This window comes from Aromatoleum petrolei (genome assembly GCF_017894385.1).
Classification (GTDB): domain Bacteria; phylum Pseudomonadota; class Gammaproteobacteria; order Burkholderiales; family Rhodocyclaceae; genus Aromatoleum; species Aromatoleum petrolei.
This window is the reverse complement of sequence record NZ_CP059560.1, coordinates 1,526,626-1,539,708: the sequence shown is the minus strand read 5'-3', so window position 1 is coordinate 1,539,708 and position 13,083 is coordinate 1,526,626. Positions and strand designations below refer to the sequence as shown.

16 protein-coding genes and 1 tRNA gene are annotated in these 13,083 nt (G+C 65.6%); 10 read left to right on the top strand and 7 right to left on the bottom strand.

Annotated features, from left to right (window positions below):
• Window positions 1-3 precede the first annotated feature (3 nt).
• The 3 genes from ToN1_RS07085 to ToN1_RS07075 are packed head-to-tail and all read left to right on the top strand — an operon-like array spanning window position 4 to window position 3,183.
• Complete coding sequence (locus ToN1_RS07085; protein WP_169208151.1) at window positions 4-1,287, top strand: RsmB/NOP family class I SAM-dependent RNA methyltransferase; 1,284 nt, start codon at window positions 4-6, stop codon at window positions 1,285-1,287.
• Window positions 1,274-1,858 carry a phospholipase D family nuclease gene (locus tag ToN1_RS07080; RefSeq protein WP_169208150.1) on the top strand — a complete coding sequence of 195 codons (585 nt, stop codon included), beginning with the start codon at window positions 1,274-1,276 and terminating at the stop codon, window positions 1,856-1,858. The genes ToN1_RS07085 and ToN1_RS07080 overlap by 14 nt, the downstream gene beginning before the upstream one ends.
• A 2-nt stretch (window positions 1,859-1,860) precedes the next feature.
• Window positions 1,861-3,183, top strand: a complete 1,323-nt coding sequence (locus ToN1_RS07075) for a mechanosensitive ion channel family protein (protein ID WP_210148049.1) — start codon at window positions 1,861-1,863, stop codon at window positions 3,181-3,183.
• A 13-nt stretch (window positions 3,184-3,196) separates the two neighbouring features.
• Here ToN1_RS07075 and queD read toward each other — a convergent pair whose 3' ends face one another.
• Window positions 3,197-3,652: a 6-carboxytetrahydropterin synthase QueD gene (gene queD, locus ToN1_RS07070; RefSeq protein ID WP_169208149.1), complete on the bottom strand. Its 456-nt coding sequence runs from the start codon at window positions 3,650-3,652 to the stop codon at window positions 3,197-3,199.
• A gap of 104 nt (window positions 3,653-3,756) precedes the next feature.
• Between queD and ToN1_RS07065 the strand changes: the two genes are divergently transcribed.
• On the top strand, window positions 3,757-4,611 hold the full coding sequence (locus ToN1_RS07065; protein WP_169208148.1) for a radical SAM protein: 855 nt from the start codon (window positions 3,757-3,759) through the stop codon (window positions 4,609-4,611).
• A 24-nt stretch (window positions 4,612-4,635) separates the two neighbouring features.
• On the opposite strand, the gene ToN1_RS07060 is transcribed toward ToN1_RS07065, so the two are convergent.
• The gene (locus ToN1_RS07060; RefSeq protein WP_169126150.1) at window positions 4,636-4,938 is read right to left on the bottom strand and encodes a helix-turn-helix domain-containing protein; all 303 of its coding nucleotides are present in this window, start codon (window positions 4,936-4,938) and stop codon (window positions 4,636-4,638) included.
• A gap of 260 nt (window positions 4,939-5,198) precedes the next feature.
• Between ToN1_RS07060 and ToN1_RS07055 the strand changes: the two genes are divergently transcribed.
• From ToN1_RS07055 to ToN1_RS07045, 3 genes are all read left to right on the top strand, one after another.
• Entirely contained in the window at window positions 5,199-6,425 is a 1,227-nt protein-coding gene (locus ToN1_RS07055) for an aspartate kinase (RefSeq protein ID WP_169208147.1), read from the top strand.
• 51 nt (window positions 6,426-6,476) lie between these two features.
• Window positions 6,477-6,570 (top strand) — tRNA-Ser (locus ToN1_RS07050).
• Between the two features lie 180 nt (window positions 6,571-6,750).
• Window positions 6,751-6,948 carry an NF038104 family lipoprotein gene (locus tag ToN1_RS07045; protein ID WP_169208146.1) on the top strand — a complete coding sequence of 66 codons (198 nt, stop codon included), beginning with the start codon at window positions 6,751-6,753 and terminating at the stop codon, window positions 6,946-6,948.
• Window positions 6,949-7,052: 104 nt separating this feature from the next.
• Here ToN1_RS07045 and rplS read toward each other — a convergent pair whose 3' ends face one another.
• From rplS to rpsP, 4 genes are all read right to left on the bottom strand, one after another.
• A complete protein-coding gene (rplS, locus tag ToN1_RS07040) occupies window positions 7,053-7,430 on the bottom strand; it encodes a 50S ribosomal protein L19 (protein ID WP_169208145.1) in 378 nt (125 codons plus the stop codon).
• Between the two features lie 82 nt (window positions 7,431-7,512).
• Entirely contained in the window at window positions 7,513-8,301 is a 789-nt protein-coding gene (trmD, locus tag ToN1_RS07035; RefSeq protein ID WP_169208144.1) for a tRNA (guanosine(37)-N1)-methyltransferase TrmD, read from the bottom strand.
• Window positions 8,302-8,308: 7 nt separating this feature from the next.
• Window positions 8,309-8,815: a ribosome maturation factor RimM gene (rimM, locus tag ToN1_RS07030; RefSeq protein WP_169208143.1), complete on the bottom strand. Its 507-nt coding sequence runs from the start codon at window positions 8,813-8,815 to the stop codon at window positions 8,309-8,311.
• 22 nt (window positions 8,816-8,837) lie between these two features.
• Window positions 8,838-9,089 (bottom strand): 30S ribosomal protein S16, encoded by a 252-nt coding sequence (rpsP, locus tag ToN1_RS07025; protein WP_169208142.1) that lies wholly within the window; start codon window positions 9,087-9,089, stop codon window positions 8,838-8,840.
• 197 nt (window positions 9,090-9,286) lie between these two features.
• Here rpsP and ToN1_RS07020 point away from each other — a divergent pair, with 197 nt between their 5' ends.
• A complete protein-coding gene (locus ToN1_RS07020; protein WP_169208141.1) occupies window positions 9,287-10,798 on the top strand; it encodes a hypothetical protein in 1,512 nt (503 codons plus the stop codon).
• Here ToN1_RS07020 and ToN1_RS07015 read toward each other — a convergent pair.
• On the bottom strand, window positions 10,795-12,000 hold the full coding sequence (locus ToN1_RS07015) for a YihY family inner membrane protein (protein ID WP_169208140.1): 1,206 nt from the start codon (window positions 11,998-12,000) through the stop codon (window positions 10,795-10,797). The genes ToN1_RS07020 and ToN1_RS07015 overlap by 4 nt on opposite strands.
• An 87-nt stretch (window positions 12,001-12,087) precedes the next feature.
• Between ToN1_RS07015 and wrbA the strand changes: the two genes are divergently transcribed.
• Together wrbA and ToN1_RS07005 are read left to right on the top strand one after the other, a co-directional pair.
• Window positions 12,088-12,690: an NAD(P)H:quinone oxidoreductase gene (wrbA, locus tag ToN1_RS07010; protein ID WP_169208139.1), complete on the top strand. Its 603-nt coding sequence runs from the start codon at window positions 12,088-12,090 to the stop codon at window positions 12,688-12,690.
• A complete protein-coding gene (locus tag ToN1_RS07005) occupies window positions 12,687-13,046 on the top strand; it encodes a DUF2069 domain-containing protein (protein ID WP_169208138.1) in 360 nt (119 codons plus the stop codon). Before wrbA ends, ToN1_RS07005 begins: the two co-directional genes overlap by 4 nt.
• The last annotated feature ends 37 nt before the right edge of the window (window positions 13,047-13,083 follow it).

The window sequence follows — 13,083 nt, the reverse complement described above, 5'->3', positions numbered from 1 at the left end:
AACATGGCCAGACATGAAGAGGCCGCCTCGCGCGGCCTGTTGATCCACGCCGCCCAGGTCCTGGGGGCGGTGCTTACCTTCGAACACCCGGCCGACGCCGTCCTGTCGAGACACTTCCGCGAGAACCGCGAGATCGGCCATCGCGACCGTGGCTTCATCGCCGAGGCCGTTTATGGCATCGTGCGCCGCCTGCGCTGGCTGCGCCGCCTCGTCGGCGAGGACGCCCGTCCGCGTGCGCTGCTGCTGGCATGGCTCGCGCGCGGCGAAGGGTGGCCGATGCGCAACTTCGAAGGCCTCGCTTCCGCTACCGAGCGGGACTGGATCACCGAAATCAAGGCGAAGGAGCTCGATGAGGGCACATTCGCCGAACGGGCCGACATGCCCGACTGGCTCGCCGAGCGCCTGCTCGCGACGCACGACGCGGCGGCGCTGCTCGAACTCGCGCAGAGCCTCAACCGCCCGGCGCCACTCGACCTGCGCGTGAACGTGCTGAAGACCGACCGCGAGGCCGTGCTCGAAGCCTTCAAGGTGAATGGCATTGCCGCCGCGCCCTGTCCGTATTCGCCGCAGGGCATTCGCCTCGCCGGCAAGCCCGCACTGCAGAAGCATCCTCTGTTCCTCGACGGCTCCTTTGAGGTGCAGGACGAAGGCAGCCAGCTGCTCGGCTTCCTCGTCCAGCCCAAGCGCGGCGAACTGGTCGTCGACTTCTGCGCCGGCGCTGGCGGTAAGACGTTGCAGCTCGGTGCGCTGATGCGCTCGACCGGCCGCCTGTATGCCTTCGACGTGTCGGAAAAGCGTCTCGCCAAGCTCAAGCCGCGCTTCGCCCGCGCCGGGCTGTCGAACGTGCATCCGGTGCTGATCGCCCACGAGCGCGACGCCAAGGTGAAGCGCCTCGTCGGCAAGGCCGACCGCGTGCTGGTCGATGCGCCGTGCAGCGGGCTGGGAACCGTTCGCCGCAACCCCGACCTCAAATGGCGCCAGTCGCCCGAGTCGGTCGCCGAGATGGTCGCCAAGCAGGGCGCCATCCTCGACTCGGCCGCACGTCTCGTGAAACCCGGCGGCCGTCTCGTGTATGCCACCTGCAGCCTGCTCGCCGAGGAGAATGACGGCATTGTCGATGCCTTCCTCGCCGCGCACCCCGAGTTCCGCCCGGTGAGTGCCGCCGACGTGCTCGCCAAGCAAGGCATCGCGCTCGACACCGGGGAGCGCCTGCGCCTGACGCCGCGCGTGCATGACACCGACGGCTTCTTCGCCGCGGTGCTGGAGCGTGTGGATGCGGAGGCTTGATTCAGTGGTGCGCCTGCTGGCGGCAGGTGCCTTCGCGCTCGCCGCGGCGGCACCGCAACTCGTCGCCGCGAGCCAGCGCCTCCCGGCGCGCGGCTCGGTCGAAGTGGCGTTCTCGCCGGCCGATCGTCCCGAGGAGCTGCTCATCGAGGTCATCAACTACGCGCGCAAGACCCTGCACGTGCAGGCCTACGCCTTCACTAGCAGGCCGATCGCGCGCGCACTGATCGCCGCGCATCAGCGTGGCGTGCGCGTCGAAGTGCTCGCCGACGCGAAGATGAACAAGCGCGGCAAGGGCAATGTGCTGCCCGAACTGCTTGCCGCCGGCATCCCGGTGTCGCTCGAGACGCGTTTTGCCGCTGCGCACAACAAGGTCATGATCGCCGACGCCGAAGGACCCGCCTGCGCGCTGGTCACCGGTTCGTTCAATTTCACCAAGTCCGCCGTCAAACGCAACGCCGAGAACCTCCTAGTGTTGCGCGACAACTGCACGCTGACGCAGATCTACCTCGACAACTGGCGCCGCCACCGCGCCGACGCCACCCGCATAAGCCGTCTCCCCTGGAAACCCTGAACGTGACAGAAGAGATTCGTTTCGCAGCGATGCTCATGGATACCTGGAGCGACCTGCAGAGTCCCTCACTCCTGTGGCAACTCGGCGCCTTGGCCGGCTGCCTGGCGCTCGCGTGGCTGATCGAACGCGCCATGCTCGAGCGCGTCGCGCGCCGCGGCGATGCCGCAACGGCGGCGCAGCGCTTCGGCCGCAGCGGCCTGCGCCGCGTGCTGTTCCCCCTTTTGGCGCTGATTTTCGTGTTCGCCGCGCGCGCCGTGCTCGCCAAGTACCAGACCGTGCATCTGCTCAATCTCGCGGTGCCGCTGCTGACCTCGTTTGCGGCAATCCGCTTCGTGGTGTTCACGGTGCGCCAGGGTATCGGTCGCTCGAGTTGGCTGGGCAACTTCGAGCGCATCTTCGCCTCGCTCGCCTGGGCTGTGGTCGCGCTGCACATCCTCGGTTGGCTGCCCGAGGTAATCGACGCGCTCGAGAGCGTCTCGTTCAAGATCGGCAGCCAGCGCCTTTCCTTGTGGACCCTGATCCAGGGCCTCGGTTTGGTGATGTTCACGCTGCTCATCGCGCTGTGGGCGGCCGGCGCGCTCGAGCGCCGCCTGAGTGTCGCCGCGGGGCTGGACGACAGCATGCGCCTCGTGCTCATGCGGGTCGCCAAGGCGCTCCTGATCGTCGTCGCCGTGCTGGTCGCCTTGCCCATGGTCGGCATCGACCTCACCACCTTGTCAGTGTTCGGCGGTGCGCTGGGCGTGGGCCTGGGTTTCGGTCTGCAGAAAATCGCAGCGAATTACGTGTCAGGTTTCATCATCCTGCTCGACCGCTCGCTGCGCATCGGCAACCTCATCTCGGTCGGTACCGAGCGCGGCATCGTCACGCAGATCAACACCCGCTACACGGTACTGCGCGCGGGCAGCGGCATCGAATCGCTGGTGCCGAACGAAACCCTGATCGGCTCCGTCGTGCAGAACGAAACCTACAGCGACACGCGCATTGTCGTGCCGATCAACATCCAGGTGAGCTACGCCACGGATCTGGAACGCGCGATGCAGATCCTCGTCGAGGCGGCGACGACGCATGAGCGCGTGATCGCGGAGCCGGCGCCGAAGGCTTTTGTCGTTGCCTTCGGCGAGAGCGGTATCGACCTGCGCCTCACGGTGTGGATCGCTGACCCGCAGGAAGGCACGCTCGGCGTGATCTCGCACATCAATCTGCAGGTATGGAAACGCTTTCGTGCCGAGGGTATCGAAATCCCCTATCCGCAGCGGGAAGTGCGCGTGGTGCACAGCGAGGCCGGGTTGGCGCAGGCGGTGGTCGACGCCGCAGCCGCAGACTGATCCTGTTGCGACGTCAGAGGCCGGCGTCGCCGCGCACGGCGTCGGCCCAGCAGTTCGGGGTCTCGTACAGGCGCACGCGCTCGAGGCGCAGGTGGTTGCCGTAGCTGTCGTGGTAGCGCGGATCGAGGATGCGGAACGCCTCGCGCGCCAGGTTCTCGGCGGTCGGCACGCAGTCGAGCACCACCGTCTTGTGTCCCGGCATCGCGCCCAGAAACTGCATCACCTGCGTGTCGCCGCGAAACACCAGGAAGGCATGGTCCCAGACATCCACCACATGCGTCTTGGCAATCGTCTTCACCTCGCCGAAGTCCATCACCATGCCATTGACCGGCTGGCCGGCGGCCTCGATGATCCCGCCCGACAGGGTGATCTCGATCGCGTAACGGTGGCCGTGCAGGTGGCGGCATTGGCTGGCGTGGTCCGGAATCCGGTGTCCTGCGTCGAATTCCAGGCGGCGGGTGATGCGCATGATTGACCTCGGGAGTGCAGGGCGCGGATTATAGCACCCGTCCCGATCGGCCCCTTTGGGCTCCCGTCCGCCTCTACCGACCGCGATTCGCGGCACTTGCTCCCATGGCTTCCAGCGACCGCCAACTCACGATCCGCAATCACGACCGCGACCTCGCGGGCCTCACCTACGTCTATCCGGTGCTGTCGCGCCGTGCGGGCGGGGTGTCGGTCGGCATCAACCTGAATCCGAACAACGCCTGCAACTGGCATTGCGCCTACTGCCAGGTGCCCGGTCTCGTGCGCGGCAGCGCGCCGCGCATCGACCTCGCACAGCTCGAGGCCGAGCTGGCCGGTTTCCTCGACGCGCTCGTCAATGGCGACTACCTCCAGCGGCACGTGCCGGACGGCCTGCGCCAGGTCCGCGACATCGCCTTCTCGGGCAACGGCGAACCGACCAGCGCCGCCGAGTTCGCCGATGCGGTCGCGATCGCGGTGCGGCTGCACGCGCATTTCGGATTCGGCAGTGAGGTGCCGCTACGCCTCATCACCAACGGCAGCCTGATGGGACAGGCGGCGGTGCGCGAAGGCGTGCGGCGCCTGGGCGAAGCGGGTGGGGAGATATGGTTCAAGCTCGATGCGGGCACGCGCGCCGGCATGCGGCGCATCAACGGCGTCGGTCCTGATCCCGAAGCGGTCGCGCGCCGCCTGCAGGCGAGCGCCGAACGCTGCACGACCTGGGTGCAGACCTGCATGTTCCGCTGGGATGGAGAAGCGCCCTCGGAGGCGGATATCACCGCGTATCTGGCGGTGCTGGAAAAGGCCGGCGTCGAACGATTGGCCGGAGTGCTGCTCTACGGCATCGCCCGCCCCTCGATGCAGCCCGAGGCGCCGCGTCTGTCGCCGCTCACCGCGGACGAACTCGAGGCGATCGCCGAGCGCATAAGAAAAACGGGGCTGACGGTTCGCGTCAGCCCCTGATCACCATCTGCTACTCCGCCCGGGTTAGCGCGACGTGCGCTCCTTGCGTTTCGCGCGGGCTTCCTTCTTCAGCGTCTTGAACAGGTCCGGATTCGAAGCCTTCAGGAACTCGGCCACTTCGACGTCTTCCTTCTTGACCTTGTTGATGTCGATCTGCTCGATGTGAACGAGGCGCAGCAGGGCCTGCACGGGACGCGGGATGTTGCGGCCGCTCTCGTAGCGCGATCCCCCACTTTGGGTAACGCCGATCTTCGACCAGAACTGCGACTGGTTCAGGCCGAGCTTGCGGCGGATCTCGCGAACATCAATGGTTTCGGTGCTTTTCATCTCTTTGGCCTCTGTTGTGAAGTCGGTTGTGCTATGAGGATTAGCTGCGCCCGAAGGCGATCATACGACTTAAGTCATATGGTACTCAAAGTATAGATTACTATTCCGGACAAATACAACGGGAAAATCAAAAGTCCTAGGGTTAACCGCAATCCATAAGTGCCCAAATTGGGTTTGACGGCGCGAGATACGCCGCTCTGCAAAGTCCACTGGCTTTCGCTAGAATTGCGTGTTTTATCCACGGCTATTTGGATACGACGATGGCACTGATAGTTCAGAAGTACGGCGGCACCTCCGTTGGCAATCCGGAACGCATCAAGAACGTCGCCCGCAAGGTCGCGAAGTTCCAGGCGGCCGGCCATCAGGTGGTGGTGGTGGTGTCCGCGATGAGCGGCGAAACCAACCGTCTGATCGCGCTCGCGAAGGACGTGGCGAGCAATCCCGATCCGCGCGAACTGGACGTGGTCGTATCGACCGGCGAACAGGTCACCATCGGCCTGCTGTGCATGGCGCTGCAGGACATTGGCGTCAAGGCCAAGAGCTATACCGGCGGGCAGGTGCGCATCCTCACCGACAGCGCGCACACCAAGGCGCGCATCCTCAACATCGACGAGGCGCCGATCAAGAAGGACCTCGACGAGGGCAACATCGTCGTCGTCGCCGGCTTCCAGGGTGTGGACGAGCACGGCGCCATCACCACGCTCGGTCGCGGCGGCTCCGATACCACCGGCGTTGCGCTGGCGGCCGCGCTGAAGGCCGACGAGTGCCAGATCTACACGGACGTGGACGGCGTCTACACCACCGATCCGCGCGTCGTGCCCGAAGCGCGCAAGCTCGACACCATCACCTTCGAGGAGATGCTCGAACTCGCCAGCCTCGGCTCCAAGGTGCTGCAGATTCGCTCGGTTGAATTCGCCGGCAAGTACAAGGTCAAGTTGCGCGTCCTCTCCAGCTTTCAGGAGGAAGGCGAGGGCACGCTCATCACTGTTGAGGAAGATCAGAACATGGAACAACCCGTCATCTCCGGTATCGCCTTCAACCGCGACGAAGCGAAGCTCACGGTGCTCGGTGTGCCTGACAAGCCGGGTATCGCGTACCAGATCCTCGGTCCGGTTGCTGATGCCAACATCGAAGTCGACATGATCATCCAGAACGTGAGCAAGGATGGCACGACCGACTTCTCGTTCACCGTCGCCCGTGGCGAACTCGACAAGGCGGTGAAGGTTCTCGAGGCCGTCAAGGAGCATATCGGCGCCCGCTCCATCGTCACCGACCGGACCATGGCCAAGGTTTCCATCGTCGGCGTTGGCATGCGCTCGCACGCCGGTGTTGCCTCGCAGATGTTCCGCACGCTCGCCGAAGAGGGCATCAACATCCAGATGATCTCGACGTCCGAAATCAAGATCTCGGTCGCGATCGAGGAGAAGTACCTTGAGCTGGCCGTGCGCGTGCTGCACAAGGCCTTCGGCCTCGACGTTGCTGCATAATTAAGTTTGACCGGCAAGCCCGCAGTCGCTATGATGTCGGGCTCAAAGGTTGGAGAGTTGGCCGAGAGGTCGAAGGCACTCCCCTGCTAAGGGAGCATACGGGCTAAAACTCGTATCGAGGGTTCGAATCCCTCACTCTCCGCCAGCCATATGGAAAAAGCCGCCGAATTTCGGTGGCTTTTTTCTTTTGTGCGCGGATTCGTGGGGATATTAGCGGAAACACCTCTCGATCGGGCTGTCGTCAACAATCCAGGGGCATTGCGGCGAAACGAGGGGCTGTTTGCCCGTGGCTGCGTGGTCGCTAACGGAATGAGGGGCGGGTGGAATGGGCTTGAAGAATGCGATGTTCGCGATGGGTTGCGCCGCGATGCTCGGTGGGTGTGCCGTGTTTGCCGTCGCCGATGCCGCCGTCACGGTGGTGGCGACAACGGTGAAGGTTGGCGCCAAGGTCGTCGGTGCCGGGGTCGATGCCGTGATTCCGGACGACGATGAGGGCGACGGCAAGGATGCGAAGCAGGAGTAGGTGGCTGCGGTGTCTTATGCCGGCGCCTTGCGGTGCCGGTCGTCCGAGACGAAAAAACGGGCCCCGCGGGGCCCGTTTCATTTGCTGCTGGCTGAATCGCGCGATCAGCCCTGCTTTGCGGCGCTCTTGTAGTTGAGCTTTTCCTTGATGCGTGCGGACTTGCCCGAACGCTCGCGCAGGTAGTAGAGCTTGGCACGACGCACGTCACCGCGGCGCTTGACTTCGATGCTGTCGACCAGCGGGGAGTAGGTCTGGAACGTACGCTCCACGCCTTCGCCCGACGAAATCTTGCGCACGATGAAGTTGGAGTTCAGGCCACGGTTGCGCTTGGCGATCACCACGCCTTCATAGGCCTGCAGACGCTCGCGCGTGCCTTCCTTGACCTTCACCTGCACCACCACGGTGTCGCCGGGGGCGAACTCGGGGATGGTCTTGTTCAGGCGGGCGATTTCTTCCTGTTCGAGCTGCTGAATCAGGTTCATTGTGCGACTCCTGTCGATTCAATGGCACTTGGCCTTGCGGCAGAGCAGGACGTGCCTGATGCGCGCGGTTTGTATTCGGGCTTCAGGCTCGGCCTTCCGCCCCTGCTTGCTCCTGCTTGAATTCACCAAGCAGTGACAATTCTTCCTTGCTCAGTCTGCGCCCTTCCAGTAGGTCGGGGCGCCGGCGCCAGGTCGTTCCCAGCGCCTGCTTCAGTCGCCAGCGACGAATCGCGGCGTGGTTGCCGGAGAGCAGCACTGCCGGCACCGGCTCGCCTTCGTAGATCTCGGGCCGCGTGTAGTGCGGGCAGTCCAGCAGCCCGTCCACAAACGAGTCCTCGATCGCCGATACGGCGTCATTCAATGCCCCCGGCAACTGGCGCACGATCGCATCGAGCAGCACCATCGCCGGCAACTCGCCGCCCGACAGCACGAAGTCGCCGAGCGAAATTTCCTCATCGACGCAGCGGTCTATGAGTCGCTGATCGACGCCTTCATAGCGCCCGCACAAGAGGGTCAGTGCGGGCAGCTCCTTCAGTTCCAGCACTTTCGCGTGGTCCAGCGGCCGGCCTTGCGGCGACAGGTAGATCACGCGTCCTGCGGCGCCCAGCCGCGCCTCTTGCGCCGCTTTCGCGCGGCCGATCGCCTTTTCCAGCGGCTCGGCCATCATCACCATTCCGGGCCCACCGCCGTAGGGGCGGTCATCCACGGTACGGTGCGGGTCGTCCACGAAATCCCGCGGGCTGTGAAAGGCGATTTCATAGAGACCGCGATCCAGCGCGCGCCGCGTGATGCCGCTGGCGGTCAGCGCCGCGAACATCTCGGGAAACAGGGTGATCACGTCGAAGCGCCTCGCGGCGGCTGGTGTGCTCACCCCGTCTTCACCAATCCTTCTGCCAGTCGACCCGGATCGTCCGGTTCGGCAGGTCCACATCCATCACATAGGCGGCGACGAAGGGAATCAGTCGCTCCTCGTCGCCGTCGCGCAGCTGCAGTACATCATGGGCGCCGGTAGACATCAGGGCTTCGACCGTGCCGAGCGATTCGCCCGACTGGTTTACGACCGCAAGGCCTACCAGGTCGCCCCAGTAGTATTCGTCTTCGTCGGTGCCGGGCATGGCCTCGCGCGGCGCGGCGATGTAGCGGCCTTGCAGCGCTTCCGCGCCGCTGCGGTCCGTTACGCCTTCGAACGAGGCGATGAGGCCTGCGCCGTGTTCGCGGAAGCCGGTCAGCTTCACCGGCTGCCACGTCTCATCGGGAGCTTCGGCCTTGTCGGCCAGCCACCATTGAGGCATTTCACGCCAGGAGAGCGGGTCATCCCCGAAGGGGTGTACCTTGACCCAGCCCTTGACGCCAAAAGGGGCGACAATGCGCCCCAGTACTATCATGACTGCGATGAGTCAGGCAGGATCAAGCGGCGACTTTCGCGGCCTGCTTGGCCAGGCGCTCGACCGTCGGCGACAGTTGGGCGCCGTTCTGTTTCCAGTAGGCCAGACGCTCGGCGTTGATCACGAGGCCCTTCTCGGACTCGGCTGCCATCGGGTTGTAGAAGCCAACGCGCTCGATGAAGCGGCCGTCGCGGCGGTTGCGCGAGTCGGCTGCGACGATGTTGTAGAACGGGCGCTTCTTGGCGCCACCACGGGCAAGGCGAATGACGACCATTGGGGTGTCCTGATGAGTAGATGCGAAAAGCAGGCGATTGTAAGGCAAGCGGGCGGGCGAGACAAGTGCGGATAAGGATTTGCCAAGGAAAGGGGAAGGCCGATCCTGGCGCAAGGTCCGCAGGCTGCGGGCCTCCGCTCAAAAGGTGTGATTCTTGAATAGAATGGCAACACGTCTCAAAGCGGAAGTTTTCCCCGATGCCTGCATCCGATCCGGTCACCGAACAGTTGGCTCCCGTGCTGGAGTGGCTGGCGAGCGAGCCGGCCGACGATCCGCGCGTGGAGCTGAATACGCTGCGGGGGCATATGGGGCGGCTGTCGGAAGCGGTCGCCGGACAGTGCATGGAGGAGTTCGAGGCGCGGGTCCTCGATGTCTGCGGCCGTCTGAAGCCGCGTCTTCTCAGCGCTGCATTGCCGCTTTCTCATGAACTCCATGTGGTCGCGGGCGAGCTCGTGGAGGCGCTGCTCGAAGTCGCCGGAAAGCTCGGGGAAATGGCCGCAGCGACACGCGAGCGTTGGCGTCCGGTGCGCCGCGGCGATCCGCTGGCGATGACGGGACGCGCCTTGAGCCTGGTGCATGAGGCCTTCGTCGTCGCTGCGATGGGCGGTGCAGTCACACCGCCCGGTCTCTGGCTTGCGGCGTATGGCATCGTCGCAGCGGGAGGTGGCTTCGGTTCGCTGGGGTCTGCGAAGCCCGATACGGCCGCAGCCGATGCCCTACATGCATTGAAGCGACTTTTCGCGCTGGCCGTGCTGCAGCCCGAGAGCCTGACGGCACGCGAGCTGGTATGGGCGAACGATTATCTGGAAGGGGTTGCGGATGAGGGTGCGCTGTCGCCAGAAGCCCCGCAGCCTGCGGCCTCGTCCTTCTGGATCGATCCGGGCGAGGATCTCCCGCCGATTGCGACGATCCGCAGCGTGGCGCCTGCGGCCGAAGGGCTGGTGTATTTCTCGGCTTTCGGTGTGTCGCGCGCGCTTTCGGGGCAACTTGACTGGCTCAAGGAGCGCATGGCCCAGGCCGAGACCGTAGGCTTGGAGCTCGACGGCGAGTTGCTCGAACCGGATGCATCCGGGCTGCCGGTGGGGCTGACGCCGATGGAAATGGTCTCGCTGCTGCAGCGCATGCGGGATCGCTGGGCGCTGCCTCCGAATCGCGGTCAGTCGCGCCGTGCGTACCGGTATTCGGTGCAGGTGTGCGTGGGCCTGCGCGCGGTGTGGGAGGCTGCGCGATTGGGTGGTGCCACGGAACGCGTCTCCGAGTGGATGGTGTACAACGAGAGCCCCGGTGGCTACGCGCTGATGTCCGTCGAGGGCGTGGCGGGCAGCCTGAGCGCCGGCATGGCCGTCGCGCTGCGGCGGGATGCGGGACACCCTTGGGCCGTGTGCATCGTGCGCTGGATCCGCAGCGACAGCCCCGGGCAGGTGGAACTGGGCCTGCAGGTGGTGGCGCAGACCTGCACGCCGGTGACGATCGGCTTCCGTGGTGCCGAGGTGAGTTCCACGACGCATGCCCTCATCCTGCCGCCGCTGCCCGCGCTGCGCCGCAACCAGGCGATCCTCGCCCCGGCGGGAACGTATGCGTCGCGGCGCTTCGTGCTGGTGCACGAGGGCGAACATCTCTATGTGGCACAGGCCCGCGTGCTCAGCCTCGACATGCAGACGGCGAACGTCGAGCTGTTCCAGTACGAGGTCGATCCTTACCCGATCTAGGTGCTCTGCTGCGCGGCCAGCGCCGCGATCGAGATGTCGGTTGCGCGCAGCGCGTTCTCGATGCGTTCTGCCGTGTAGCGCGACAGGTCGTTGCGGCCGGCCTTGCGCCAGCCTGTCGGCGATAGCGCGAGCCGGCAAAGGACATCGGCGAGTCCGATGCTGGCGGCGTCGCACGTGAGCAGCCAGTTGCCGTCCTCGGTGCGCGCGACCCAGCCCGCTTCGCACAGTTCGCCGAGCAGGCTTTCCCCTTCGTCGCCGTTGAGACGAGCTGCCTGGATCAGCGGCTCGAAGGCGACCGTGCGGCCGTCGGCCTGTGCGCGCGCGAGCATCGTCAATACCGTCGTTGCGGCCCATGCGCGGTCGCCGGCGAAGGGCGCGAGCACGCGCGTGCGCTCGAAAAATCCGGGCAGCGATGCGCTCAGGATCGCGCCGAGCAGGATCACGACCCAGGACAGGTAGAGCCACAGCAGGAAGATCGGCACGGTCGCGAAGGTGCCGTAGATCAGGGTGTAGGTCGGGATGCGTGTGAGGAAGAAGGCGAAAAGCTGCTGCATCAGCAGGAAGGCCAGCGCCGCGGTGGTGCCGCCGGCGAGCGCATGGCTCGGGCGCACCTTGTGGTTGGGCACGGCGAAATACAGGAAGGTGAACACGACGCACAGCAGTGCAGCCGACACCAGCGTCGAAAAGGCTTCGACAACCCACGATTCCTTTCCGGCAAGGGCGACGGAGCTGGCGACGAGGTGGCCCGTGGCGAGCGCGCTGGCGCCGAGCGCGACCGGGCCCAGCGTCAGCGTGGACCAGTGTACGGTCAGGCGCGTGAGCAGCGGCCGCGGTCGGCGTATGCCCCAGATCTGGTTAAACACGCGGTCTATCGTCATCAGCAGCATCAGCGCGGTGACGACCAGGGCGGCGGTGCCGATCAGCGTGAGCTTGGCGGCCTTCTGCGAGAACTGGAAGGCGTAGGTGGCGATGATCTTGCCAGCGCGGTCGGGCAGGAGGTTTTCCAGCAGGAAGACCTTCAGCGAGGCGCCCAAATCGGAGAAGGCCGGGAAGTTGCTGAAGAGCGCGATCACGACGGTGACGAGCGGGACGAGGGCGAGCAGCGTCGTGAAGGCGAGGCTGCCGGCGACCTGCGGGCAGCGGGTGGCAACGAAACGCTGGGCGAGGAGGCGCAGGAAGTCGCGTGCGGGATGCAGAGGCATGACGGACATGCGGTGGATACGATGGGTGGGACCGGGGCGGCGCCGGAGGGGCGGCTATAATGCCGCAATTCGATCCAGACCGTTCAGATGAAAGAGATTCTCGTACTGTATTACAGCCATCGCGGCTCGGTGAGGGCGCTTGCCGAGCAGATCGCGCTGGGAGTCCATCAGGTGCCGGGTGTGGCGGCGCGGGTGCGCACGGTGCCGAGACTGTCGACGGTGTGCGAGGCGGTCGAGGACGACATTCCCGCGTCGGGGCCGCCCTACGTAGAGGTGCGCGACCTGGAGGAATGCATCGGGCTCGCGATCGGCAGTCCTACGCGCTTTGGCAACATGGCAGCGCCGATGAAGTACTTTCTCGACGGGCTGGCGGGGCCTTGGGTCAACGGCACGCTGGCCGGCAAGCCGGCGTCGGTGTTCACGTCGACGGCGAGCCAGCACGGGGGGCAGGAGTCGACGCTCTTGTCGATGATGCTGCCGTTGCTGCACCACGGCATGCTGGTCATGGGCCTGCCCTACACGGAGCCGGCGCTCAACCGCACGCGCACGGGCGGCACGCCGTATGGGGCGAGCCACGTCGCCGGGGCGGACGGCAATCCCGCGTTGAGCGCCGATGAGATCGAACTTGCGATCGCGCAGGGGCGGCGGCTCGCCGAGACCGCGCTGACGCTGGCGGCGGGGCGGGCATGATCGTGCGGACCCTGAACCTTGCAGCGACGATCCTGCTCGTCGCGCTCATCGCGCTGTGCGTGCTGTGGGAGGCGTGGCTTGCGCCATTGCGGCCGGGCGGCTCGTGGATGATCCTGAAGGCGCTGCCGCTCATGGCGGCCTTCTTGGGAGTGTTGAAGGGGCGGCGCTACACTTACCAGTGGCTGTCGATGATGGTGCTGCTGTACCTGGTCGAAGGCGTCGTGCGCGCGATGGACGCTGGACTCGCCGGAATACTCGCGATCGCGGAGGCGGTACTGGCAGCGCTGCTGTTCGCCTGCGCGGTGTGGTATGCGCGGGTATCCGCGCCGTCGCGGCAAGGGCGCGCACAGGCCTGACGCCGGCCAGATCCAGTGCGCCCGGTGCCAGCCGCGG

Coding starts and splice junctions, on each gene's coding strand:
- queD (WP_169208149.1), bottom strand. CDS start 3,652: ATGCGCATCACCCGCCGCCTGGAATTCGACGCAGGACACCGGATTCCG.
- rpsP (WP_169208142.1), bottom strand. CDS start 9,089: ATGGTCGTCATTCGCCTTGCCCGTGGTGGCGCCAAGAAGCGCCCGTTC.
- ToN1_RS07015 (WP_169208140.1), bottom strand. CDS start 12,000: ATGCCTCTGCATCCCGCACGCGACTTCCTGCGCCTCCTCGCCCAGCGT.
- rplS (WP_169208145.1), bottom strand. CDS start 7,430: ATGAACCTGATTCAGCAGCTCGAACAGGAAGAAATCGCCCGCCTGAAC.
- ToN1_RS07060 (WP_169126150.1), bottom strand. CDS start 4,938: ATGAAAAGCACCGAAACCATTGATGTTCGCGAGATCCGCCGCAAGCTC.
- ToN1_RS07005 (WP_169208138.1), top strand. CDS start 12,687: ATGATCGTGCGGACCCTGAACCTTGCAGCGACGATCCTGCTCGTCGCG.
- ToN1_RS07055 (WP_169208147.1), top strand. CDS start 5,199: ATGGCACTGATAGTTCAGAAGTACGGCGGCACCTCCGTTGGCAATCCG.
- ToN1_RS07085 (WP_169208151.1), top strand. CDS start 4: ATGGCCAGACATGAAGAGGCCGCCTCGCGCGGCCTGTTGATCCACGCC.
- ToN1_RS07045 (WP_169208146.1), top strand. CDS start 6,751: ATGGGCTTGAAGAATGCGATGTTCGCGATGGGTTGCGCCGCGATGCTC.
- wrbA (WP_169208139.1), top strand. CDS start 12,088: ATGAAAGAGATTCTCGTACTGTATTACAGCCATCGCGGCTCGGTGAGG.
- ToN1_RS07080 (WP_169208150.1), top strand. CDS start 1,274: ATGCGGAGGCTTGATTCAGTGGTGCGCCTGCTGGCGGCAGGTGCCTTC.
- ToN1_RS07020 (WP_169208141.1), top strand. CDS start 9,287: ATGCCTGCATCCGATCCGGTCACCGAACAGTTGGCTCCCGTGCTGGAG.
- rimM (WP_169208143.1), bottom strand. CDS start 8,815: ATGATAGTACTGGGGCGCATTGTCGCCCCTTTTGGCGTCAAGGGCTGG.
- ToN1_RS07065 (WP_169208148.1), top strand. CDS start 3,757: ATGGCTTCCAGCGACCGCCAACTCACGATCCGCAATCACGACCGCGAC.